The sequence below is a fragment of the Mesobacillus sp. MER 48 genome (assembly GCF_023714225.1).
Taxonomy (GTDB): Bacteria; Bacillota; Bacilli; order Bacillales; family Cytobacillaceae; genus Mesobacillus; species Mesobacillus oceanisediminis_A.
The window spans coordinates 921,710-943,975 of the sequence record NZ_JAMAUR010000001.1 but is presented as its reverse complement, the minus strand read 5'-3'; the positions used below and the strand labels follow the sequence as shown (position 1 = coordinate 943,975).

Genomic DNA, 22,266 nt, shown 5'->3' with positions numbered 1-22,266 from the left:
TCCCGGTTGGGGCTAAAATAATCTTAACTTCGATGCACCGCTGCCATATAAGTATCCTAGGCCTTATACAGCAGCGTTCAATATAGATAGGGGAATTGGCCGAGATAGTCGGAGGCCAATTCCCTTAGAATGCTTGTCAAAATGTCCAAGCTTCTTTACGATAGACATATGGGAAAACTGGAACTGAACGGAGCGGAAAAAAGTGGTATTGGACATTTGGAAAAAGATAAGCAAAAAACAGGTGGATTCTGTTTATTTATTGTATGGGACAGAAGCATTCCTAATAAATGAAACAAAACAGCTGCTGGTCGACAATGTTTTGGATGAAGAAGAAAAAGATTTCAATTTTTCGGTATACGATCTTGAGGAAACTCCCATCGAGGCAGCATTGGAAGACGCTGAAACCTTCCCGTTCATGGGAGAAAAGCGATTGGTCATCCTTCAGAATCCCATGTTTTTGACATCTGAAAAGTCAAAAGGAAAGATTGAACATAATCTCGCCAAACTGGAGGATTACCTTTCACAGCCTGCTCCCTACTCCATCGTCGTATTTTCTGCGCCATACGAAAAACTGGATGAACGCAAAAAAATAACCAAGGAGTTAAAGCGGAAAGCAACAGTAGTAGAAGCCAAAAAGCTGAATGAGCAGGAAATTAAATCCTGGGTAAAAGAGCGCGCTGAAATGCATGGGTCCGTCATAGAAAATGATGCGATTGAGCTATTGCTCGCACTTGCAGGGACGAACTTATTCATGCTCACTTCTGAAATTGATAAACTGGCTCTTTATGCGGGCGATAACCAGCCGATCACCAAGGACATTGTGGACCGTCTGACTGCAAGGTCTTTGGAACAAAATATTTTCACTCTGGTCGACAAGGTTGTCCACCGGAATGTAGAGGCTGCCTTGAGGATTTATTACGATCTTTTGAAGCAAAATGAGGAACCAATTAAAATCCTTGCGGTCATCACTGGCCAATTCAGGCTGATTTACCAGGTAAAGGAGCTTGCACGGAAAGGATATGGCCAACAGCAGATAGCCGGGACGCTGAAAATCCATCCTTTCAGGGTAAAACTTGCTGCAGGACAAGCAGGGGCATTTTCGGATGAAGAATTGACAAGGATCATGAAGCTTCTGGCAGACGCAGACTATCAAATGAAAACAGGCGGCATGAAAAAAGAAATGCTGATTGAAATGATCCTGTTCCAGATCAAAGGCAGGTAACTTACATAGAATGCAAAATAAAAAAACGACCCTGACAGGTCGTTTTTTTATTAGCAGTATGAAAAAAATTAGCCGTTAGCGTTCAATTTTTTCATAAGACGGGCTTTTTTGCGGGCAGCTGCATTTTTGTGGATAAGACCTTTAGCTGCTGCTTTATCAAGCTTGCTTGCTGCTTGAGCGTAAGAAGCTTTTGCTTCAGTATCGTTGTTCACGATTGCTGCTTCAGCTTTTTTAACTGCTGTACGCATAGTTGATTTAACAGTAATGTTGTGAGCTCTGCTCTCTTCACTTGTTTTTACACGTTTAATTGCAGACTTAATGTTTGGCATTCCGTTCACCTCCTAAAAAGCATCGAGATTTTATGGAACTCGACATTTCCAGTACATTTCTTATTTATTAAGAACAAATGATATTTTATCAAACAGGGGTGAATAATGCAATACTCTGCTTTAATTTATGTCCAGAGCTGCGTGAATGTTTTTTGATATAAAAGGAAAAGATAGGCAATAGTATGCTGTTTAGCAGCCAAACTGTTTGGGAGGAATGCGACCATGAAGGAACCAATCGACTTGAGCATGTATTCAATCAGGACTGACCTGGCTGTGGAAGCGAGGGAGATGGTGCTTGCAGACCAGGCATCAACCGTCCATACCGAGGAGAATCTCTCTCAAATTGAAGGCGTCATTATAAAAGAAAAAGAGGAAAATGATATAAAGATTTCTCTCGTTGAGGTAACCGCCGAGGGTGAGAAGAGCCTCGGTAAAAAGCAGGGGCAGTATTTGACAATCGAAGTTGTCGGCATCCGCCAGCAGGATACCGAGCTGCAAGGGAAAGTAGAGAAAGTCTTCGCCAATGAATTTGCCCAGTTTATCAAACAATCCGGGATTAAGGAGGATGCATCCTGCCTTGTTGTTGGGTTGGGGAACTGGAATGTGACCCCCGATGCTCTCGGACCGCTCGTTTGTGAAAATTTGCTTGTGACCAAGCATCTATTCGAACTGCAGCCTGAGTCTGTCGAGAAGGGGTACCGCTCTGTCAGTGCGCTTTCTCCTGGTGTGATGGGATTAACGGGAATCGAAACATCGGACATTATTTTTGGCGTAGTCGAAAAGACGAAGCCGGACTTTGTGATTGCAATCGATGCGCTTGCGTCACGCTCTATTGAAAGAGTCAATTCAACAATCCAGATATCCGATACGGGAATCCATCCCGGCTCTGGAGTAGGGAATAAAAGGAAGGAACTCAGCAAAGAGACGCTCGGGATCCCGGTAATTGCGATCGGCGTTCCGACAGTCGTCGATGCTGTTTCGATTACAAGTGACACAATTGATTTTATCCTGAAGCATTTCGGAAAGGAAATGAGGGAAGGAAACAAGCCTTCGAGATCACTTGTTCCTGCGGGGATGAGTTTTGGGAAGAGAAGGAAGCTGACGGACGAAGACTTGCCTGAGGCAGAACAACGTCAGACATTCATGGGAATGATCGGCACACTTGAGGATGAAGAAAAAAGGAAGCTGATTTATGAGGTTCTTTCACCATTGGGCCACAACCTGATGGTCACTCCAAAAGAAGTGGATGTTTTCATCGATGATATGGCGAATTTGATTGCCAGCGGACTCAATTCTGCGCTGCATTCGAACATCGACCAGGATAACACTGGTATGTATACACATTAGGTTATATTTCAAAATGATTACGATTGGAATCCTGGTTCTATCTTCTCTAGCAAAGTCATAACATTTACTAGACTTGCATGAGAGAGGTGGAGCAATGAGACTTAATAAACGTTCGGGAATAATTGTAGCTGTCCAGGGGACTCAAGTTGTAAAAGCCGCACTAGCATTTGTATTCTTTCTCATTGGGATCGTTTCGATAAGCGGGGCCATGACGACGCTGAGGCCGGAGCTTAGGCTTTCCTCCGATTCTGTCAATCAGGCTGCAACTAACCTGAACGGCCAGCTGCTGTTCAGCTTGATGGGGTGGGAAAATCATCAGTTCCTGCAGGCGCTGCCAGAGGAATATGAAGCTCCAAAGCTGACCAATGTCATGTTCAAGCTTACTACCAATATCAATCTGGATGATCCCAGAAGCTTGCTGGGAAGGGAACTGCCTGGTTTCTCGCTTTTTGATGGGAAAATTCTGGTTGCGGGTAAGGGAACCAATTATACAAACATGCCGATGGAATCTGCTCCTCCGCTAGATGTGTTGAAAGCGGAGCAGGAGGCAGCCTTGCAAAATACCGAGGATCTTCCAGGTGCTTCGGAAGGAAGTACGGCAGCTCCGCCACTGTCAACCGGCGACCGTAAAGCTGTATATATTTATTTTACCCATACAAGAGAATCGTATCTTCCGTACCTTAAGGGTGTAACCGATCCGAATCAGGCGTATCATTCACAGGTAAACGTGACCAGGATTGGTGATCATCTGAAATCAGGTCTTGAACAGCGGGGAATCGGAACGACGGTTGATAAAACCGATGTCATGGGAAACCTGAACAAGAAAGGGCTTGGATTTGGAAAAGCCTATCAGGAAGCACGCCCGGTAGTTGAAGCGGCCATGTCAGGAGACCGGAATCTGCAATACTTCATAGATATCCATCGGGATGGTTACCGAAAAGATAAAACAACCATACAAATCAACGGAAAATCCTATGCTAAACTGGCGTTTGTCATTGGCGGGGAAAATGCGAATTATGAGAAAAACCTAGCACTCGCACGCGAACTGCATAATCTCCTTGATAAAAAGTATGGCAAAGGACTCAGCAGGGGCGTCATAGAGAAAAAGGGTGCGTCAACCAACGGGAAATTCAATCAGGACCTTTCAGGGAATGCATTATTGATCGAATTCGGCGGTGTCGATAATACATTCGAGGAATTAAATAGGTCCGCGGATGCTTTGGCAGATGTATTCAGCGAATTTTACTGGCAGGCCGAAAAAGTAGGAGCGCCAGCCCAACAGCCTCCAGACAAGAAATAAAATCAGTCAGGTGATCGAGATGAAAATGTTCATGCTAAAAAGCTTAATGCTCGCTTCTTTAATGTTCATATCCGTATTGTTCGGCATGCAGCAGGCAAACGAAGGAATCCATAAAATGAAAGGGTATGATGATCCCGAATTCAAAAGTGCCCTCAGTGTAAAAGAAAACGAAAGTGGCAGCTTCGAGACCGCAATCCTGGGCAACGACATTTCCAGCCATGACCTTGAACAAAAGCGAAAAAAGCTAGAAGAAATGAAAGCATTCAACCTCTTTTCATCAATCGGAAAAAAGCTGGCAGACGGAATATCCGTTGTTATGGAGAAAACAGTAGAATTGATTACCGGGAAGTAGCGAGGACAGCGGGCTTGGGGCCTGCTGTTTTTCTTTTGTAAGGCGTGTTTTGGACTGTGAAACTCCATATAATGGAAAAAAAGTATCGTCAATAGACCATATTGGGACTGCTGAACTCCAGATAATGGGAAAAGGTGTCACCAATAGGGTGTATTGGAACTGTAAAACTCCAGATAATGGAAAATGGTGTCATCAATAGATCGCATTGGGACTGCGAAACTCCATATAATGGAAAATGGTGTCACCAATAGACCGCCTTGGGATTGCTGAACTCGAGATAATGGAACATAGTGTCGCCAATAGACCACATTGGGACTGCAAAACTCCAGATAATGGAAAATGGTGTCATCAATAGATCGCATTGGGACTGCGAAACTCCATATAATGGAAAGTGGTGTCACCAATAGACCGCATTGGGATTGCTGAACTCGAGATAATGGAACATAGTGTCGCCAATAGACCACATTGGGACTGAAAAACTCCAGATAATGGAAAGTGGTGTCACCAATAACCGCATTGGGACTGCTGAACTCCAGATAATGGGAATTTGTGTCACCAATAGACCGTATTGGAACCCCTTTAACTCCCAAAAAAGGAACGGAGCATCATTAAAGCTATGGACGCCCTATTACAAAATAATAGTCACCAATGAAAACCATTGGTGACCAAAAATTCATTCATAATATGACCATTGGGCATATCCTGAGACTATTAAATTCTCCTTCAATGTCTGTCTGATGGTTCTCTTGGGAAATAAATCGCCAGTCCATTCATAGATTGTATTAGTGGATAACTTTTCAGACGGATATAGAACTTGATAATCCTCAATGCTTTGCACTAGCGCGCTTTTAGTATTCACAGGTTTTCCGCATTTTGGGCATGTTAGTATATGTGAATGATATTCTACCATTCCTGTCCCGCATTTCTGACAAAATACACCCTTTCTTAGCTGTGAATACTCAAAATGAGGCACCTTGCTAAAAGGGGATTTCGTAATATGGGATGCTAATAACTTTTCGGATAATCTTACATGCTGATGGTTCAAAGTAGTCTGCTGGTTATTCAATTGATGGATAAAGCGGTTCAGGTTTGTCGGGAGGATGATTCTCCTGTTAAGCGGGGCATGGTACAAAGTAAATTCGGGATTGACAAATACGAGATACGGCTCAATGGGGATTTTAATTCCGGAACTATTAAAAAATTGTCTTAGGAGTGAAACGTTCCTGTCTAGTTGCAGCAGTGGGTTTTTAACTTCGTTCCCGTTAATGGTTTTGAATGTATCACCTTCGAAATAATACTCTCCTTCAAAATTTTTAACTTCAAATAGGTAGGAGAGTCTCTGTAAGACCATCAACGAGTCAATCTGGAAATGAGAATGATTCTGCTCAAGCAGCAAGTCATTTAAAATATATGACTGCATGGTTATTTGTTGCAGGTACCCGTCAAACATCACCTCGCCTTCAAATCCCTTTTGTAAATTTAAATAGTACTGTTTCTCTTTTTCGGATAAAACCATCCGTGTGTTCAATGCCTTCAAAACTTTTAATTCTTCAGACTCATAACGTTCTTTTAAAAACATAATTCATCTCCCTTCTTCCATTCATTTTACTTAATAAGTTCCTAATATTCTGTGAACAATATATGGACGCAATCCTGCCGTGATAAGGCACCCTCCACGAGACTCTTCCTCCATTATTTATTGAATCTTGATATTCCTGCTGATATAATCAACAATAGTGTACATGCGCGAGTATAGTAGGAGTGAACGCAATGAGCAGAGAAGATAGACTTAATAGACAAAGTAAAATACGAAATTTTTCGATTATCGCCCATATTGACCATGGAAAGTCCACGCTGGCTGACCGGATCCTTGAAAAAACGAATGCATTGACTGCGCGTGAAATGAAGGATCAGCTGCTGGATTCGATGGATCTTGAGCGTGAACGTGGAATCACGATAAAGCTGAACTCAGTACAATTGAAGTACCAAGCGAAAGATGGAGAGATCTATACTTTCCACCTTATCGATACACCTGGACACGTAGACTTCACTTATGAAGTATCTCGAAGCCTTGCAGCATGTGAAGGTGCTGTCCTTGTTGTCGATGCAGCGCAGGGAATCGAGGCACAGACGCTGGCGAATGTTTACCTTGCAATCGATAATGACCTGGAAATCGTGCCGGTCATCAATAAAATCGATCTGCCGAGTGCGGATCCTGAACGTGTCAGAAACGAAATAGAAGAAGTGATCGGCCTGGATGCTTCTGAAGCTGTCCTGGCGTCCGCAAAAGCAGGAATCGGGATTGAAGATATCCTTGAGCAAATCGTCGAGAAAGTTCCTGCCCCTCAGGGAGATCCTGATGCTCCATTAAAAGCATTGATTTTCGACTCTTTGTATGATGCGTACCGCGGCGTAGTTGCATATATCCGCGTTGTCGATGGAACGGTCAAAGTCGGCGACAAAATCAAAATGATGGCGACAGGCAAAGAGTTTGAAGTAACAGAAGTCGGAGTATTCACGCCAAAGGCTACTCCTTCACCTGAGCTGACTGTCGGAGATGTAGGTTTCCTGACAGCGGCAATCAAGAACGTCGGCGACACACGTGTGGGTGATACGATCACAAACGCGAAAAACGGTGCTGCCGAAGCACTTCCGGGATACCGTCGCTTGAACCCAATGGTATATTGCGGTCTGTATCCGATCGACTCAGCGAAATTCAATGACCTGAGGGAAGCACTTGAAAAACTTGAGCTTAACGATTCAGCGCTTCAATTCGAACCGGAAACATCACAGGCATTAGGCTTCGGTTTCCGCTGCGGATTCCTGGGACTTCTTCATATGGAAATCATCCAGGAGCGCATCGAGCGTGAATTCAAGATTGACCTGATCACTACTGCGCCAAGCGTTATTTACGATGTCATCATGACAGACGGCACTGAAATTAAGGTGGATAACCCTTCCAATATGCCTGATCCGCAAAAGATTGACCGTGTAGAAGAGCCATATGTAAAAGCAACAATGATGGCGCCGAATGATTATGTCGGAGCGATCATGGAGCTTTGCCAGGAGAAACGCGGTATCTTCATCGACATGCAATATATGGATGAGACACGCGTCAGCATCGTGTATGAAATCCCGCTGTCTGAAATCGTCTATGATTTCTTTGACCAGCTGAAATCAAGCACGAAAGGCTATGCTTCGTTCGATTACGAGCTGATCGGCTACAAGCCTTCCAAGCTGGTGAAGATGGACATCCTGCTTAATGCTGAAAAAGTAGATGCATTGAGCTTCATCGTTCACAGGGACTTTGCTTATGAACGAGGGAAAGTAATCGTCGATAAGTTGAAAGACCTTATTCCACGACAGCAATTCGAGGTGCCAATCCAGGCGGCCATCGGCCAGAAAATTGTTGCCCGTTCGACCATCAAGGCGATGCGCAAAAACGTACTGGCCAAATGTTATGGCGGGGATATCTCACGTAAGCGTAAGCTCCTTGAGAAACAAAAAGAAGGTAAGAAGCGCATGAAGCAGGTTGGTTCTGTAGAAGTGCCGCAGGAAGCCTTCATGGCAGTCCTGAAGATGGACGATAACAATACAAAGAAATAATATAGAGGGGAGGCTGGATGTGCTTGTTAACCAAGCGATTCTGGCCTCTTTTTTCAATAAACCAGGGAAGTGAAAATTAATGAAATCAGCATATATCCATATTCCGTTCTGCCATCATATTTGCCACTATTGTGATTTCAATAAAGTCTTCATGAAAGGACAGCCTGTTGATGACTATCTTGATGCCCTTGCAAAAGAAATGGAGTTAACAGTAAAACATGATCAGCATGTCCTTGATACGATTTTCGTGGGCGGCGGTACTCCGACTGCATTGGATGAAAGGCAGTTAGGCAAATTGGTCAAGTCAATCCAGGCAAAGCTGAACTTCAATAAAAACACAGAGTATACATTCGAAGCGAATCCAGGCGACTTGTCAAAAGAAAAGTTGGCCATCCTGAAAGATGCCGGTGTTAACCGCCTGAGTTTTGGAGTACAGACATTTAATGATGAACTTCTGAAAAAAATCGGCCGCAGCCACCGGGCGAGGGATGTATTTGAATCAATCGAAAATGCGAAAGCGGCAGGCTTCGATAATATCAGCATCGATTTGATATACAGTCTTCCCGGCCAGACGAAGGCTGACTTCATCGAATCCATCGAAACGGCCCTTTCTTTGGGCCTGGTCCATTACTCTGGTTATTCATTAATCATTGAACCAAAAACAGTATTTTATAATTTAATGCAAAAAGGGAAACTGCCAATCCCTGGCGAGGATGCCGAAGCGGAAATGTATGAAACGCTTATGGATCATATGGAAACAAACGGCTTCCATCAATACGAAATCAGCAATTTTGCTGTCCCGGGATACGAAAGCAGGCATAATCTAACCTACTGGAACAACGAGGAGTACTATGGTTTTGGTGCAGGAGCTCATAGTTATGTAAAAGGCATGAGACAGTCCAATTACGGTCCCTTGAAAAAGTATATGGAACCGATCGACAGGGGAGAGCTGCCTCTTATGGATGTGCATAAGGTTACCCTTGAAGAACAAATGGAAGAAGAAATGTTCCTGGGATTAAGGAAGACAAAAGGTGTTTCCATTCGACATTTCGAAGAAAAATTCGGCCGCAATCCCATGCAATTTTTCGCTGGACAAATTGAAGATTGGACCAGGAAAGGGCTGCTGGAAACCGATGATGACCGCATCTTCCTGACAAGGCAGGGACGCATGCTTGGCAATGAAGTTTTTCAATCATTCATTGGGGTATCAAATCATTGACATCCTTATCGATTACTGATAAATTATTTTTAGAATTAGCACTCGTTATTATAGAGTGCTAACAGAGGTGATGATGTTGTTAACAGATCGTCAGGTGCTTATTTTGCAGGTGATTGTTGATGACTTTATTCGTTCAGCTCAGCCGATAGGTTCGAGGAGCTTGTCGAAAAAAGAAGAAATTAATTTCAGTTCGGCGACAATCCGGAATGAAATGGCAGATTTGGAGGATATGGGATTTATTGAGAAGACCCATACATCCTCAGGAAGGATTCCTTCCGAAAAAGGCTATCGTTATTATGTTGATAACCTTCTGCTGCCGCAAAAAGTGAACCGTTCTGATATGGCGGCGATCAAATCGATTTTTGCTGAAAGAATATACGAGCTTGAGAAAATCGTCCAGAAATCGGCAAAGATTTTATCTGAAATGACCAATTATACATCAATCGTTTTAGGACCGGCTGTAAAAGACAACAGGCTGAGAAAGCTGCAGATCGTTCCGTTGAATAAAGATACGGCGATCGCCATTATCGTGACTGATACAGGGCATGTGGAAAACAGGATGTTCCATTTCCCTACCAGCATTGATCCGTCTGATGTAGAAAAAATGGTCAATATCCTGAACGAGCGATTGGCCGGCGTCCCGCTTACCAATCTTAATTCCAAGATCTACAAGGAGATCGCTATGCTGCTGCGCCAGCATATCAGCAGTTATGACACACTCCTTAATACAATCATGGACACTTTGAATATGCCAGCCCATGAAAAAGTTTTCTTTGGCGGGAAGACGAATATCCTCAGCCAGCCGGAATTCAACGATGTTGAAAAAATCCGCAACCTGATGAATATGATCGAGCATGAGGATGGCTTATATAACCTCATCAGGAAAAACCCGGCCGGGATCAATGTCAGGATTGGTACGGAAAACGATAATTCAGCAATGGAAAATTGCAGTCTGATCACTGCCACTTATTCCATGGGTGAAGAAAAGCTGGGATCCATTGCAGTTTTAGGTCCGACACGGATGGAGTACTCACGGGTCATCAGCTTGCTTCAGTTGATCAGTACGGATTTGTCCAAGGTACTTACACAGCTGTATCAAAATAAATAAGCATGGAAATATTGATTAAGGGTGGAGCAGCCTGTTCCATCCTGAATCGTCATGTGTTTTCTACTGAAGCGATTATGCTTCGTTGAAATATATCCAGATTAACCTGGACAAAGCGGCCCGTGATCCTTGCCGCGATACTTTTAGGGAGGTGAGTTGACGTGACAGAAGAGAGAAACAACACTGAGCAAGAATTGAACAGCCAGGCAGAAGAAGAAGCGGTTGAAGAGGTTTTTGCTGAAAATGAAGCTTCTGAACAGACTGAAGATATTCCGGCTCAAGAGGAAGGGCAACAAGATCCGATGGAGCAGAAAATTGCTGAATTGGAAGGCAAGCTTGAAGAAGCCGATAACCGTTACTTGCGCCTTCAGGCTGATTTTGACAACTTCCGCCGCCGTTCAAGGATTGAACTTGAAGCGAGCGCTAAATATAGAGCCCAAAACATTATTACAGATCTGCTTCCGGCCATCGATAACTTCGAGCGTGCATTGAAGATGGACGTGGATAATGAACAGGCGAAATCCCTTAAACAGGGAGTAGAAATGGTTTACCGCAGCTTGCTTGACGCCCTTAAGAATGAAGGCGTTGAAGTAATTGATGCAGTTGGCAAAGAATTTGATCCGCATCTTCACCAGGCAGTGATGCAGGCTGAAGATGAAAATTACGGTCCAAACATTGTTGTTGAAGAATTCCAAAAAGGCTATATACTGAAGGACCGCATCATTCGTCCAGCGATGGTAAAAGTGAACCAATAACAGTGGTTACATAAAAGATCCAGGAGGTAATTGAATATGAGTAAAATCATCGGTATTGACTTAGGAACAACAAACTCTTGTGTAGCCGTATTAGAAGGCGGCGAACCGAAGGTAATCCCGAATCCAGAAGGCAACAGAACAACTCCTTCTGTCATCGCGTTCAAAAATGGCGAACGCCAGGTGGGTGAGGTGGCTAAGCGCCAGGCAATCACTAACCCAAATACAATCATTTCCATTAAGCGTCACATGGGAACAGACCATAAAGTGGAAGTTGAAGGCAAGGAATACTCACCACAGGAACTTTCTGCTGTCATTCTTCAATACTTGAAATCTTATGCTGAAGACTATCTTGGTGAGCCAGTAACAAAGGCAGTCATCACTGTACCAGCGTACTTTAATGATGCTGAGCGTCAGGCAACAAAGGATGCAGGCAGAATCGCTGGCCTTGAAGTTGAGCGTATCATCAACGAGCCGACAGCTGCAGCACTTGCATACGGCCTCGATAAAATGGACGAAGACCAGACAATCCTGGTTTATGACCTTGGCGGCGGTACTTTCGACGTTTCCATCCTTGAACTTGGTGATGGCGTATTTGAAGTAAAATCTACTGCAGGTGACAACCGTCTTGGCGGTGACGACTTTGACCAGGTCATCATTGATTATTTAGTAGAACAATTCAAGAAGGAAAACGGAATCGACCTTGCTAAAGACAAAATGGCCCTTCAGCGTCTTAAGGATGCAGCAGAGAAAGCAAAGAAGGATCTTTCTGGTGTCACTTCAACACAGATTTCCCTTCCGTTCATCACTGCAGGGGAAGCTGGACCGCTTCACCTTGAATTGAACCTGACTCGCGCTAAATTCGAAGAGCTTTCTGCAGGATTGGTAGAGCGTACTATGGGACCTACTCGACAGGCACTTAAAGATGCTGGCTTAAGCCCATCTGAACTGGATAAAGTTATCCTTGTCGGCGGATCTACACGTATCCCGGCTGTTCAGGAAGCAATCAAGAAGGAAACTGGAAAAGACCCTCACAGAGGCGTAAACCCTGATGAAGTTGTTGCAATGGGTGCTGCAATCCAGGGCGGTGTTATCTCTGGTGATGTTAAAGATGTCGTTCTTCTGGACGTTACTCCGCTTTCACTTGGTATTGAAACAATGGGCGGCGTATTCACAAAGCTGATCGATCGTAACACAACAATTCCTACTTCTAAATCACAGGTGTTCTCTACAGCTGCTGACAACCAGACTGCTGTTGACATCCACGTGCTGCAAGGTGAGCGTTCAATGGCATCTGCCAATAAGACGCTGGGACGCTTCCAGTTGACGGATATCCCGCCGGCACCACGCGGAGTTCCTCAGATCGAAGTAACATTCGATATCGACAAAAACGGTATTGTAAACGTTCGTGCGAAAGATCTTGGCACAAACAAGGAACAACAAATCACCATCAAGTCTTCTACAGGATTGTCCGATGATGAAATCGACCGCATGGTTAGAGAAGCGGAAGAGAACGCAGAAGCTGACAAGAAACTCAAAGAAGAAGTAGAACTTCGCAATGAAGCTGACCAACTTGTCTTTACTGCCGAAAAGACCTTGAAGGATCTTGAAGGCAAGGTAGATGAAGAAGAAGTCAAGAAAGCAAACGAAGCAAAAGACGAACTGAAAGCTGCAATCGAAAAAGGCGAAATTGAAGAAATCCGCACTAAGAAGGATGCTCTTCAAGAAATCGTTACAAACCTGAGCGTCAAGCTATACGAAGAAGCTGCAAAGCAGCAGCAGGCTCAGCAAGGCGCTGAAGGTCAAGAAGGAACAAAGAAAGACGACAACGTCGTTGACGCTGAATTCGAAGAAGTAAATGACGACAAGTAAAAAAAATAAATAGAAATCAAAAAGTCAAAGTCAGGTATAACTTGGCTTTGACTTTTTTCATGTAATAGAACGTCAGCTAAAAAGGGAACTAAATTACCGCATAACAGATATTTTAATTATTGCGTATGAATATATGGAAATGTTAAAATTACCTTTATGTGAAAAGATTCGGGAGTGGTAATCATGAGTAAACGGGATTACTATGAAGTCCTCGGTGTCAGTAAATCGGCTACCAAGGATGAATTAAAGAAAGCCTATCGCAAGCTTTCTAAACAATTCCATCCGGACATCAACAAAGAGCCGGGAGCAGATGAAAAGTTCAAAGAAGTTAAAGAAGCATACGAGGTCCTTAGTGACGACCAGAAGCGCGCCCAGTATGACCAGTTCGGCCATGTGGACCCTAACCAGGGTTTTGGCGGAGGTGATTTCGGCGGCGGGTTTGGCGGTTTCGAAGACATCTTCAATTCCTTCTTCGGCGGAGGAGGCGGAAGACGCCGTGATCCGAATGCACCAAGACAGGGTGCTGACCTGCAGTACACGATGACATTGAAATTCGAGGAAGCTGTCTTCGGCAAGGAAACAGATATCGAGATTCCTCGTGAAGAAGAATGTGATACTTGTGACGGAACAGGTGCAAAACCGGGTACAAAAGTGGATACATGTAAACACTGTCATGGCAGCGGACAGATCAGCGTGGAACAAAACACGCCATTTGGACGTATTGTTAACCGCAGAGTGTGTCATTACTGTAATGGAACAGGCAAGGAAATTAAAGAAAAATGCACAACATGTTCTGGTACCGGGAAGGTTACGAGAAGAAACAAAATTCATGTTAAAATCCCGGCGGGTGTCGATGATGGCCAACAGTTGAGAGTGGCTGGAAAAGGGGAAGCTGGAATCAATGGCGGACCTTCAGGAGATCTTTATATTGTCTTCCATATCAGGTCGCATGAATTTTTCGAGCGTGACGGCGATGACATTTATTGTGAAATGCCAATCACATTCGTCCAGGCATCGCTTGGTGACGAAGTGGAAGTCCCGACACTGCACGGCAAGGTAAAGCTTAAAGTACCTGCAGGAACACAAACTGGAACCAAATTCCGCTTGAAGGGCAAAGGGGTTCCCAATGTCCGCGGCTATGGTACAGGAGACCAGCATGTCCTGGTACGAATCGTGACTCCGACAAAGCTGTCTGAAAAACAAAAGCAGCTGTTGCGCGAGTTTGCGGAAGTAAGCGGGCAATCTCCTCTTGGTGAGCAAGAGGAAAGCTTTTTTTCAAAAGTGAAACGCGCCATTAAAGGTGATTAATCGAATGGAGTTGGTATAAATGAAATGGTCCGAAATCAGCATTTTAACAACAAATGAAGCGGTTGAGCCGATTTCAAATATCCTGCATGAAGCAGGCGCAAGCGGCGTCGTGATTGAAGATCCACTTGAGCTTGTGAAGGAAAGAGAGGACCAGTTCGGGGAAATATACCAACTCAATCCAGATGATTATCCTGAAGAAGGCGTCATCGTCAAGGCGTATCTCCCTGTAAACAGCTTCCTGGGAGAAACAGTCGATGAAATCAAAGAAGCAATCAATAATCTGATCATCTACAATATTGATATCGGATTGAATAAAGTATCAATCAGCGAAGTGAATGAGGAAGAGTGGGCAACTGCCTGGAAAAAGTACTATAATCCTGTGAAGATTTCCGAAAAGTTCACGATTGTCCCTACCTGGGAGGAGTACACTCCAGTGAATACGGATGAACTGATCATCGAGCTTGATCCAGGCATGGCTTTTGGGACCGGGACCCATCCAACTACCGTCATGTGTATCCAGGCGCTGGAAAGAACAGTTCGTCCTGGCGACCGGGTCGTTGATGTTGGAACAGGTTCAGGTGTACTTAGTATTGCCGCAGCGAAACTGGGTGCTGAAAAAGTGGAAGCGATGGACCTCGATGATGTCGCGGTCCAGGTGGCAAAACTCAACTTTAAGCTGAACAAAGTCCATGATGTTGCAACCATTTCACAAAACAACCTTCTTGATGGAGTTGCAGAAGGGGCCGACATTGTTGTCGCGAATATTCTCGCAGAGGTCATCCTGCGTTTTGCGGACGATGCCGGAAAGATTGTCAAGAGTGGCGGTCATTTCATAACTTCAGGGATCATCCAGCAGAAGAAAGAAGTCGTCAAGGATGCAATGATCAATGCTGGCTTTGAAATAGAAGAAATTATGACAATGGAAGACTGGGTTGCGATTATCGGGAAAAAGAAATAATGAAGAAAAAAGGGGAACAGCTTAACCCCTTTTTTCTGTCTTTTTAAAACAGCTTTTTTCGAAAGCGGGTGCTGTGATGCAGCGTTACTTTATTGACGATCTAGAAAGTCAGGAGCAATTCCGTATTATCGGCGATGATTTTCATCACATTGTTCGAGTGATGAGGATGAAGACTGGGGATGAAATCATCTGCGTCAGTCCCAATGGCAAAAGCGCAGTTTGTCAGATTGAAGAAATTACCGATGAAATGGTTGTGGCAAACGTTGTAAAATGGGAGGAAGGGACGAGGGAGCTTCCCGTCCATGTCGTGATTGCGAGCGGTCTGCCCAAAGGGGATAAGCTCGAATTGATCATTCAAAAAGGCACTGAACTGGGTGCCTATGAATTTGTCCCCTTCACCGCATCCCGCTCGATTGTGAAATGGGACAGCAAGAAGGCTGGCAAAAAGGTTGAACGCTGGCAAAAGATAGCCAAAGAAGCGGCAGAACAGTCCCATCGCAATATTGTACCGTCGGTTAAGGAGCCGGTCAGCCTAAAACAATTAGTCAAACTTGCTGATGATTATACTTATAAGCTAATTGCCTATGAGGAAGAGGCGAAGGCCGGGGAAGCATCTGTCCTGTCTGCGACTCTCGCGAAAATGGAGAAAGATCAAAGTCTCCTGATTGTTTTTGGCCCAGAAGGGGGATTGACCGCTGAGGAAGTCACCCTTTTAACTGAAAATGGATTTTTGGCTTGTGGTCTTGGACCACGCATTTTACGTACTGAAACAGCACCGCTTTATGCATTGTCTGCTGTTTCCTATCATTTTGAACTATTGAGGTGAAGATCATGCCTGCAGTTGCTTTTCATACATTAGGTTGCAAGGTTAACCATTACGAAACAGAAGCCATCTGGCAATTATTCAAGGAACAAGGATACGAAAGAGTGGATTTTGAATCTACCTCTGATGTTTACGTCATCAACACATGTACGGTAACGAATACTGGGGATAAAAAGAGCCGCCAGGTCATCCGCCGCGCTGTCCGCAAAAATCCGGACGCTGTTATTTGTGTTACCGGCTGCTACGCCCAGACATCTCCAGCTGAAATAATGGCGATTCCTGGAGTTGATATTGTTGTCGGAACTCAGGACCGTGTGAAAATGCTTGAATATATCGAGCAGTACAAGCAAGAGCGACAGCCAATCAATGCTGTCGGCAACATCATGAAAAACCGTGTATATGAAGAGCTTGACGTACCTGCCTTCACGGATCGTACAAGAGCTTCATTGAAAATCCAGGAAGGCTGCAACAACTTCTGTACTTTCTGTATCATTCCATGGGCACGCGGTCTGATGAGATCCCGTGATCCGCAGGAAGTCATTCGCCAGGCTCAGCAGCTTGTTGATGCCGGCTATAAGGAAATTGTTCTTACAGGCATCCATACAGGCGGCTATGGTGAAGATATGAAGGATTATAATCTTGCAGCATTGCTTAGAGATTTAGAGGCACAAGTAAAAGGGATTAAGCGTCTGCGTATTTCTTCTATCGAGGCAAGCCAGATTACAGACGAAGTGATTGAAGTAATCGACCTGTCCAATATCATTGTCCGTCACCTGCACATTCCGCTTCAATCCGGCTCTGATACCGTTTTGAAAAGAATGCGCCGCAAGTACACAATGGAATTTTTCGGGGAGCGCCTTGATCGTCTGAAAGAAGTCTTGCCAGGTCTTGCGGTCACTTCTGATGTCATCGTAGGATTCCCTGGTGAAACAGAAGAAGAATTTATGGAGACATACAACTTTGTGAAAGAGCACCAATTCTCAGAGCTTCACGTCTTCCCATATTCAAAACGAACAGGCACACCTGCCGCAAGAATGGAAGACCAGGTCGATGAAGAGGTAAAGAACGAACGAGTTCACCGCTTGATTGAACTATCTGACCAGCTTGCAAAGGAATATGCTTCACAGTTTGAGGACGAAGTACTGGAAGTAATCCCTGAAGAACTTTACAAAGAAGCTCCAGAAAGCGGGCTTTATGTAGGGTACACAGACAACTATTTAAAGGTTGTTTTCCCTGCTGCCGAGGATATGGTCGGCAAAATTGTCAAGGTGAAGATCGCAAAGTCGGGATATCCTTACAATGAAGGCCAGTTCGTACGCGTGCTTGAAGATGAAAACGCAGCAGAACAAGCTGTTATATAAGGGAAATGCAAAGAGCTGGCCAAATGCCAGCTCTTTTTGTTTTTACGCTAACTAAAGAACAAGAGTAATTCAGGTGTATTGTCCCTTATTAAAAAGATTTTGGCGAAAGTTTAATTATATCGACCACATTCCAAGTTTTATCGTCGGATCTTTAAATATATCAAACACATAGGGGTTAAAGTACATTTTACAGATGAATCGACCATCTCACCGACCCTTCCCATGAATCACTTCAATCATCACCCCGAATTTCTCCGCGACAGGCAGAACCAGCAATGAAGCGATTAGGTTATAAATGACGCTGACATGCGCCAGCTGGACATCTGGCCTTTCGGCAGTAAAAGGGGCCAGTGCTGCAATCTCGCCGATGAAGGGGAAAAATAAAGCGGCTCCTGCAATGTTCAGCCATACATGGGCAAAAGCTGTCAGTCTTGCCTCTTTGCCTGCGCCAATCGACGCAAGCAGGGCGGTAATGCAGGTCCCGATATTGGCGCCAAGCATGGCAGCTATGGCTGAGTCCATCGATAATGTTCCTTCAGACAGGAATCCCATCACGATGCCGGTCATTGCAGTACTGGACTGGATCATCCCTGTCACAATGGTACCAGTAAATATGCTGATCCAATGACTGTTGTTCAAGTTGGCGAGTGCATGTTCAACTGCCGGCAGACTTGTTACAGGGTCGGCGAGAAAGGTGAAACCGCGCATGGCTGCAAAAATAGCAGCGATGCCAAAAGAAATCGCGCCAAGATTTTGCCATGTCCGGTTGCGGAAAACCAATAGAATTGCCCCGATGATCGCAAAGGGCACAATGAAGGCATCAATATTGAAAGTTATGATTTCAAGAGTGAAGGTTGTCCCGATATTCGATCCAAGAATGATGCCGATTGATTGCGAGAATCTTAGCAGCCCAGCAGAAATCAAGCCGATAGTAATGACCATGACAGCAGAACTGCTGTGCAAAAGTGCGGTCACTGTCATTCCGGCTATCATACCCTTTATTGGTGTATCAGTCATGAGAGCCAGCCAGTTTTTCATCCTGCTTGCCGAAAGCTCGAATAAGCCTTTACGGAGCAGCGTCATGCCTCCGATAAATACAGCGAGGAAAACAATAAATAATAGCAGATAGACCATAAGCACCATCCTTTCATTTAAATGTATGAAAAGGAAAAAGGGACATGCATGGATTTTCTTTTTTTAAGGATCGTTGAGGGCGAAAATACATAATTTAAAACAAGGGCCAATTACAGTTGACCTCCTGCCAGTGATATATTATAATTGCAAGGTACATGGTTTCCCATGTGTTTTGGTGTTAGTGTGTTGTGCTCGGAGGGAGGGAAAGAGAATGTCTAAAACTGTCGTTCGTAAAAACGAATCGCTTGAAGATGCTCTTCGACGCTTCAAACGTACTGTATCTAAATCAGGTACTATCCAAGAAGCTAGAAAGCGCGAATTCTACGAAAAACCTAGTGTAAAGCGTAAGAAAAAGTCTGAAGCTGCTAGAAAACGCAAGTTCTAAGAGAGGGTGGAATTAACTTGAGCCTGCTCGAGCGTTTAAATAATGATATGAAACAAGCGATGAAGAACAAAGAAAAGGACAGACTCACGACGATTCGGATGGTAAAAGCTTCCTTGCAGAACGAAGCGATCAAGTTCGGCAAGCAAGAATTATCCGAAGAAGAAGAGTTAACTGTACTTTCTCGTGAAGTGAAACAACGCAAAGATTCCCTCCAGGAATTTGAAAAAGCTGGTCGTCAAGACCTCGTTGAAAAGATACAAACAGAACTAAAGCATGTCGAAATTTACATGCCACAGCAGCTTAGCGAAGAAGAAGTGACGGAAATCGTCAAAGAAGCTATCGCGGAGACCGGTGCGGCATCAAAAGCCGATATGGGTAGAGTAATGGCTGTCCTTATGCCTAAAGTAAAAGGTAAAGCAGACGGATCTCTCGTTAATAAACTTGTACAACAACACCTTTCATAAAAAGCTCGAAGGCCGCAGGATACTCTTGCGGCCTTTTTAGCGCATAATAAAAGATGTGCCAGCATGATTCATGTGTTATGTTTGTTGCGTGGTTCCCAGGACATTCTGCACTTCGGTTGGCTGGGATTCAAGAGGCCCCCATTCCAAAATACATAATTAACAAATCTGTAAAAAACATTGAAACCTTTTGGTGTACCTATGCGTATTACCAATATGGCCTTATTTTTTACAGAATGGAGGTGCCTAATTGAAAATCAAATCAGTGATTGCCAGCATCATCATCCTCTTGTCACTGGCCAGTCTGGTCAATCCTTTCACTGCGGATGCTGACCAAAAAGTGGTCTATGTCGTTCCGATTGAAGAAACAGTGGAAAAAGGCCTGCTTGCCTTCTTGAAGAGAGCTGTGGGAGAGGCGGAAGAGGCTGGTGCGGAAGCAATCATTTTTGATGTGAATACACCTGGCGGAGCTGTCGATGCCGCTGATGGGATTGGAAAATTGTTGACGGGAACTGACTTAAAAACGGTGTCATTCGTCAATAAAAAGGCGTTATCAGCGGGTGCCTATATTTCCCTGAATACAGATGAAATTTATATGGTTCCCGGAGCTACAATGGGATCGGCTGCGATCATCGACCAGCAGGGCAACACTGCTGGAAAGAAGGCGGAATCTTATTGGTTTGCAGCCATGAAAGCTGCGGCTGTCGAAAGTGGCAGAGATCCGATCTATGCCCAGGCGATGGCTGACGAAAGCATCGACCTTCCTGAACTGGGTGCAGGAAAAGGGAAGTTGCTTACCCTGACGGCAGAACAGGCACTTGAAGTGGGATATTCGGAAGGAACAGTCAAAAACCTCAATGACTTGCTTAATAAACTGGGCTATGAGGATGCCGAAGTCCGGAATGTAAATGAAACTTTCGCTGAAAAGCTGGCGAGGTTCATCACACATCCTATAGTGATCCCAATCCTTATGACAATAGGCAGTCTTGGTTTGGTCCTTGAGCTTTACTCACCTGGATTTGGCCTGCCGGGAATTGCTGGGTTGTCAGCGCTGCTATTATTCTTCTATGGACATATGGTTGCCGGACTGGCCGGTTTTGAAACACTGATCCTGTTTGCGCTCGGAGTCGGGCTAATACTGCTCGAGTTGTTCATCCCAGGCGGAATTGCCGGAGTCATTGGTTTACTGGCCATTGTCGCGAGCTTTTTTATGGCATCGGATAATGTGGTCCATATGGGAATCTCTTTATTGGTTGCCCTGACAGCGTCCATTGTTTTATCTATTTTGATGATAAGGGTGTTTGGAAAAAAGATGAAATTTTTCAAAAGAATCATACTGACCGATTCAACAAGCACTGAAAAAGGCTATGTGTCTAACAAGAACCGTCTGGAACTGATTGGAGTAGAAGGGGTGACGCTGACACCTCTCAGGCCTTCAGGCACCATCATCGTGGAAGATGAGCGCATTGATGTGGTGAGCGAGGGCGGCTTTGTTCCAAAAGGAAAGAAAGTAAGGATTGTTAAAACGGAAGGCTCAAGAATCGTGGTAAGAGAAATTAATGAGATCTAATTTGTTTTTTTTCATTGTCATGTTCCAAAGCAAAACAATGAAAAACCATAACAAGTAGAGATAAAACCAAAGGTATTTGATCGATTGATTTTCTAACACTGAAAGATCAAAAGCCTGGGTAATATAATTCTTAGGAGGCAGTTCAAATGGATGCAGGTACAGCGTTTGTATTGATTGCGGTTGCACTTGGGATCATTTTCCTTGGTGTATTGCTGACATTCGTGCCGGTAATGCTATGGATTTCAGCATTGGCAGCGGGTGTAAGGGTCAGCATTTTCACGCTGATCGGAATGAGATTAAGAAGGGTAATCCCAAGCAGGGTCATCAATCCGATGATCAAGGCTCATAAAGCAGGTTTGAATGTAACGACTAACCAGCTGGAAAGCCACTACCTTGCAGGGGGTAATGTTGATAGGGTCGTTAATGCCCTGATAGCTGCACACCGTGCGAATATTGAGCTTTCATTCGAGCGAGCGGCTGCGATTGACCTTGCAGGCCGTGACGTACTGGAAGCCGTACAAATGAGTGTTAATCCGAAGGTTATTGAAACTCCATTCATCGCAGGTGTAGCCATGGATGGAATCGAGGTAAAGGCAAAGGCGAGAATCACAGTAAGAGCGAACATCGACCGACTCGTCGGGGGTGCTGGTGAAGAAACGATTGTTGCCCGTGTTGGTGAAGGGATCGTATCGACAATCGGTTCTTCCGACAACCATAAAAAAGTGTTGGAAAATCCTGATATGATTTCACAAACCGTCCTTTCCAAGGGTCTTGATGCAGGAACAGCATTTGAAATTCTATCGATTGATATCGCGGACGTTGATATCGGCAAAAACATCGGTGCTGAGCTGCAGACTGAGCAGGCGGAGGCAGACAAGAAGATTGCCCAGGCGAAGGCCGAAGAGCGCCGTGCGATGGCTGTTGCACAAGAACAGGAAATGAAGGCGCGCGTCGAAGAAATGAGAGCGAAAGTGGTCGAAGCGGAAGCTACTGTACCATTGGCAATGGCCGAAGCGCTTCGTGAAGGGAACATTGGTGTGATGGACTATATGAATATCCAGAATATCGAAGCCGACACAGATATGAGAGGTTCCATCGGCAAGCTGTCAAACGGTAAAAAAGACGATAAGAATAATCAATGATGAGAGAACCCGATAAAAGA

The 22,266-nt window shown here is 44.5% G+C and carries 20 protein-coding genes; 17 read left to right on the top strand and 3 right to left on the bottom strand.

Annotated features, from left to right (window positions below):
* Window positions 1-202 precede the first annotated feature (202 nt).
* Entirely contained in the window at window positions 203-1,222 is a 1,020-nt protein-coding gene (holA, locus tag M3593_RS04850; RefSeq protein WP_251540943.1) for a DNA polymerase III subunit delta, read from the top strand.
* A 68-nt stretch (window positions 1,223-1,290) separates the two neighbouring features.
* On the opposite strand, the gene rpsT is transcribed toward holA, so the two are convergent.
* Window positions 1,291-1,551, bottom strand: a complete 261-nt coding sequence (gene rpsT, locus M3593_RS04845; protein WP_144476142.1) for a 30S ribosomal protein S20 — start codon at window positions 1,549-1,551, stop codon at window positions 1,291-1,293.
* Window positions 1,552-1,773: 222 nt separating this feature from the next.
* Between rpsT and gpr the strand changes: the two genes are divergently transcribed.
* The 3 genes from gpr to M3593_RS04830 all read left to right on the top strand — a co-directional run bounded on the left by gpr (window position 1,774) and on the right by M3593_RS04830 (window position 4,550).
* Window positions 1,774-2,898 carry a GPR endopeptidase gene (gene gpr / locus M3593_RS04840; RefSeq protein ID WP_144476143.1) on the top strand — a complete coding sequence of 375 codons (1,125 nt, stop codon included), beginning with the start codon at window positions 1,774-1,776 and terminating at the stop codon, window positions 2,896-2,898.
* A gap of 94 nt (window positions 2,899-2,992) precedes the next feature.
* On the top strand, window positions 2,993-4,198 hold the full coding sequence (spoIIP, locus tag M3593_RS04835; RefSeq protein WP_251540941.1) for a stage II sporulation protein P: 1,206 nt from the start codon (window positions 2,993-2,995) through the stop codon (window positions 4,196-4,198).
* 19 nt (window positions 4,199-4,217) lie between these two features.
* Window positions 4,218-4,550, top strand: a complete 333-nt coding sequence (locus M3593_RS04830; protein WP_144476145.1) for a YqxA family protein — start codon at window positions 4,218-4,220, stop codon at window positions 4,548-4,550.
* Window positions 4,551-5,223: 673 nt separating this feature from the next.
* On the opposite strand, the gene M3593_RS04825 is transcribed toward M3593_RS04830, so the two are convergent.
* Window positions 5,224-6,129 (bottom strand): nuclease-related domain-containing protein, encoded by a 906-nt coding sequence (locus M3593_RS04825; RefSeq protein ID WP_251540939.1) that lies wholly within the window; start codon window positions 6,127-6,129, stop codon window positions 5,224-5,226.
* Between the two features lie 191 nt (window positions 6,130-6,320).
* Between M3593_RS04825 and lepA the strand changes: the two genes are divergently transcribed.
* The 9 genes from lepA to mtaB all read left to right on the top strand — a co-directional run bounded on the left by lepA (window position 6,321) and on the right by mtaB (window position 17,554).
* A complete protein-coding gene (gene lepA, locus M3593_RS04820; RefSeq protein ID WP_144476147.1) occupies window positions 6,321-8,156 on the top strand; it encodes a translation elongation factor 4 in 1,836 nt (611 codons plus the stop codon).
* Window positions 8,157-8,235: 79 nt separating this feature from the next.
* Window positions 8,236-9,375: a radical SAM family heme chaperone HemW gene (hemW, locus tag M3593_RS04815; RefSeq protein ID WP_251540937.1), complete on the top strand. Its 1,140-nt coding sequence runs from the start codon at window positions 8,236-8,238 to the stop codon at window positions 9,373-9,375.
* A gap of 76 nt (window positions 9,376-9,451) precedes the next feature.
* On the top strand, window positions 9,452-10,483 hold the full coding sequence (hrcA, locus tag M3593_RS04810) for a heat-inducible transcriptional repressor HrcA (RefSeq protein ID WP_251541278.1): 1,032 nt from the start codon (window positions 9,452-9,454) through the stop codon (window positions 10,481-10,483).
* 158 nt (window positions 10,484-10,641) lie between these two features.
* Window positions 10,642-11,235 (top strand): nucleotide exchange factor GrpE, encoded by a 594-nt coding sequence (gene grpE, locus M3593_RS04805; protein ID WP_144476149.1) that lies wholly within the window; start codon window positions 10,642-10,644, stop codon window positions 11,233-11,235.
* A gap of 36 nt (window positions 11,236-11,271) precedes the next feature.
* Window positions 11,272-13,104, top strand: coding sequence for a molecular chaperone DnaK (gene dnaK / locus M3593_RS04800; protein WP_144476150.1), 1,833 nt, complete (start codon window positions 11,272-11,274; stop codon window positions 13,102-13,104).
* Window positions 13,105-13,287: 183 nt separating this feature from the next.
* Window positions 13,288-14,412, top strand: coding sequence for a molecular chaperone DnaJ (gene dnaJ / locus M3593_RS04795; protein WP_144476151.1), 1,125 nt, complete (start codon window positions 13,288-13,290; stop codon window positions 14,410-14,412).
* A 19-nt stretch (window positions 14,413-14,431) separates the two neighbouring features.
* On the top strand, window positions 14,432-15,370 hold the full coding sequence (prmA, locus tag M3593_RS04790) for a 50S ribosomal protein L11 methyltransferase (RefSeq protein WP_251540936.1): 939 nt from the start codon (window positions 14,432-14,434) through the stop codon (window positions 15,368-15,370).
* A gap of 76 nt (window positions 15,371-15,446) precedes the next feature.
* Window positions 15,447-16,196: a 16S rRNA (uracil(1498)-N(3))-methyltransferase gene (locus M3593_RS04785; RefSeq protein WP_144476153.1), complete on the top strand. Its 750-nt coding sequence runs from the start codon at window positions 15,447-15,449 to the stop codon at window positions 16,194-16,196.
* A gap of 5 nt (window positions 16,197-16,201) precedes the next feature.
* The gene (gene mtaB, locus M3593_RS04780) at window positions 16,202-17,554 is read left to right on the top strand and encodes a tRNA (N(6)-L-threonylcarbamoyladenosine(37)-C(2))-methylthiotransferase MtaB (protein ID WP_144476154.1); all 1,353 of its coding nucleotides are present in this window, start codon (window positions 16,202-16,204) and stop codon (window positions 17,552-17,554) included.
* Between the two features lie 207 nt (window positions 17,555-17,761).
* Here the strand turns inward: mtaB and M3593_RS04775 are convergent, their stop codons facing one another.
* Window positions 17,762-18,688: a Na/Pi symporter gene (locus M3593_RS04775; protein ID WP_144476155.1), complete on the bottom strand. Its 927-nt coding sequence runs from the start codon at window positions 18,686-18,688 to the stop codon at window positions 17,762-17,764.
* A 211-nt stretch (window positions 18,689-18,899) separates the two neighbouring features.
* On the opposite strand from M3593_RS04775, the gene rpsU reads away from it, so the two are divergent.
* From rpsU to floA, 4 genes are all read left to right on the top strand, one after another.
* Window positions 18,900-19,073 (top strand): 30S ribosomal protein S21, encoded by a 174-nt coding sequence (rpsU, locus tag M3593_RS04770; protein ID WP_015595024.1) that lies wholly within the window; start codon window positions 18,900-18,902, stop codon window positions 19,071-19,073.
* 17 nt (window positions 19,074-19,090) lie between these two features.
* Window positions 19,091-19,537 (top strand): GatB/YqeY domain-containing protein, encoded by a 447-nt coding sequence (locus M3593_RS04765; protein ID WP_144476156.1) that lies wholly within the window; start codon window positions 19,091-19,093, stop codon window positions 19,535-19,537.
* A 274-nt stretch (window positions 19,538-19,811) separates the two neighbouring features.
* A complete protein-coding gene (locus M3593_RS04760) occupies window positions 19,812-21,104 on the top strand; it encodes an NfeD family protein (RefSeq protein ID WP_395883512.1) in 1,293 nt (430 codons plus the stop codon).
* Between the two features lie 146 nt (window positions 21,105-21,250).
* On the top strand, window positions 21,251-22,246 hold the full coding sequence (gene floA, locus M3593_RS04755; RefSeq protein ID WP_144476157.1) for a flotillin-like protein FloA: 996 nt from the start codon (window positions 21,251-21,253) through the stop codon (window positions 22,244-22,246).
* The last annotated feature ends 20 nt before the right edge of the window (window positions 22,247-22,266 follow it).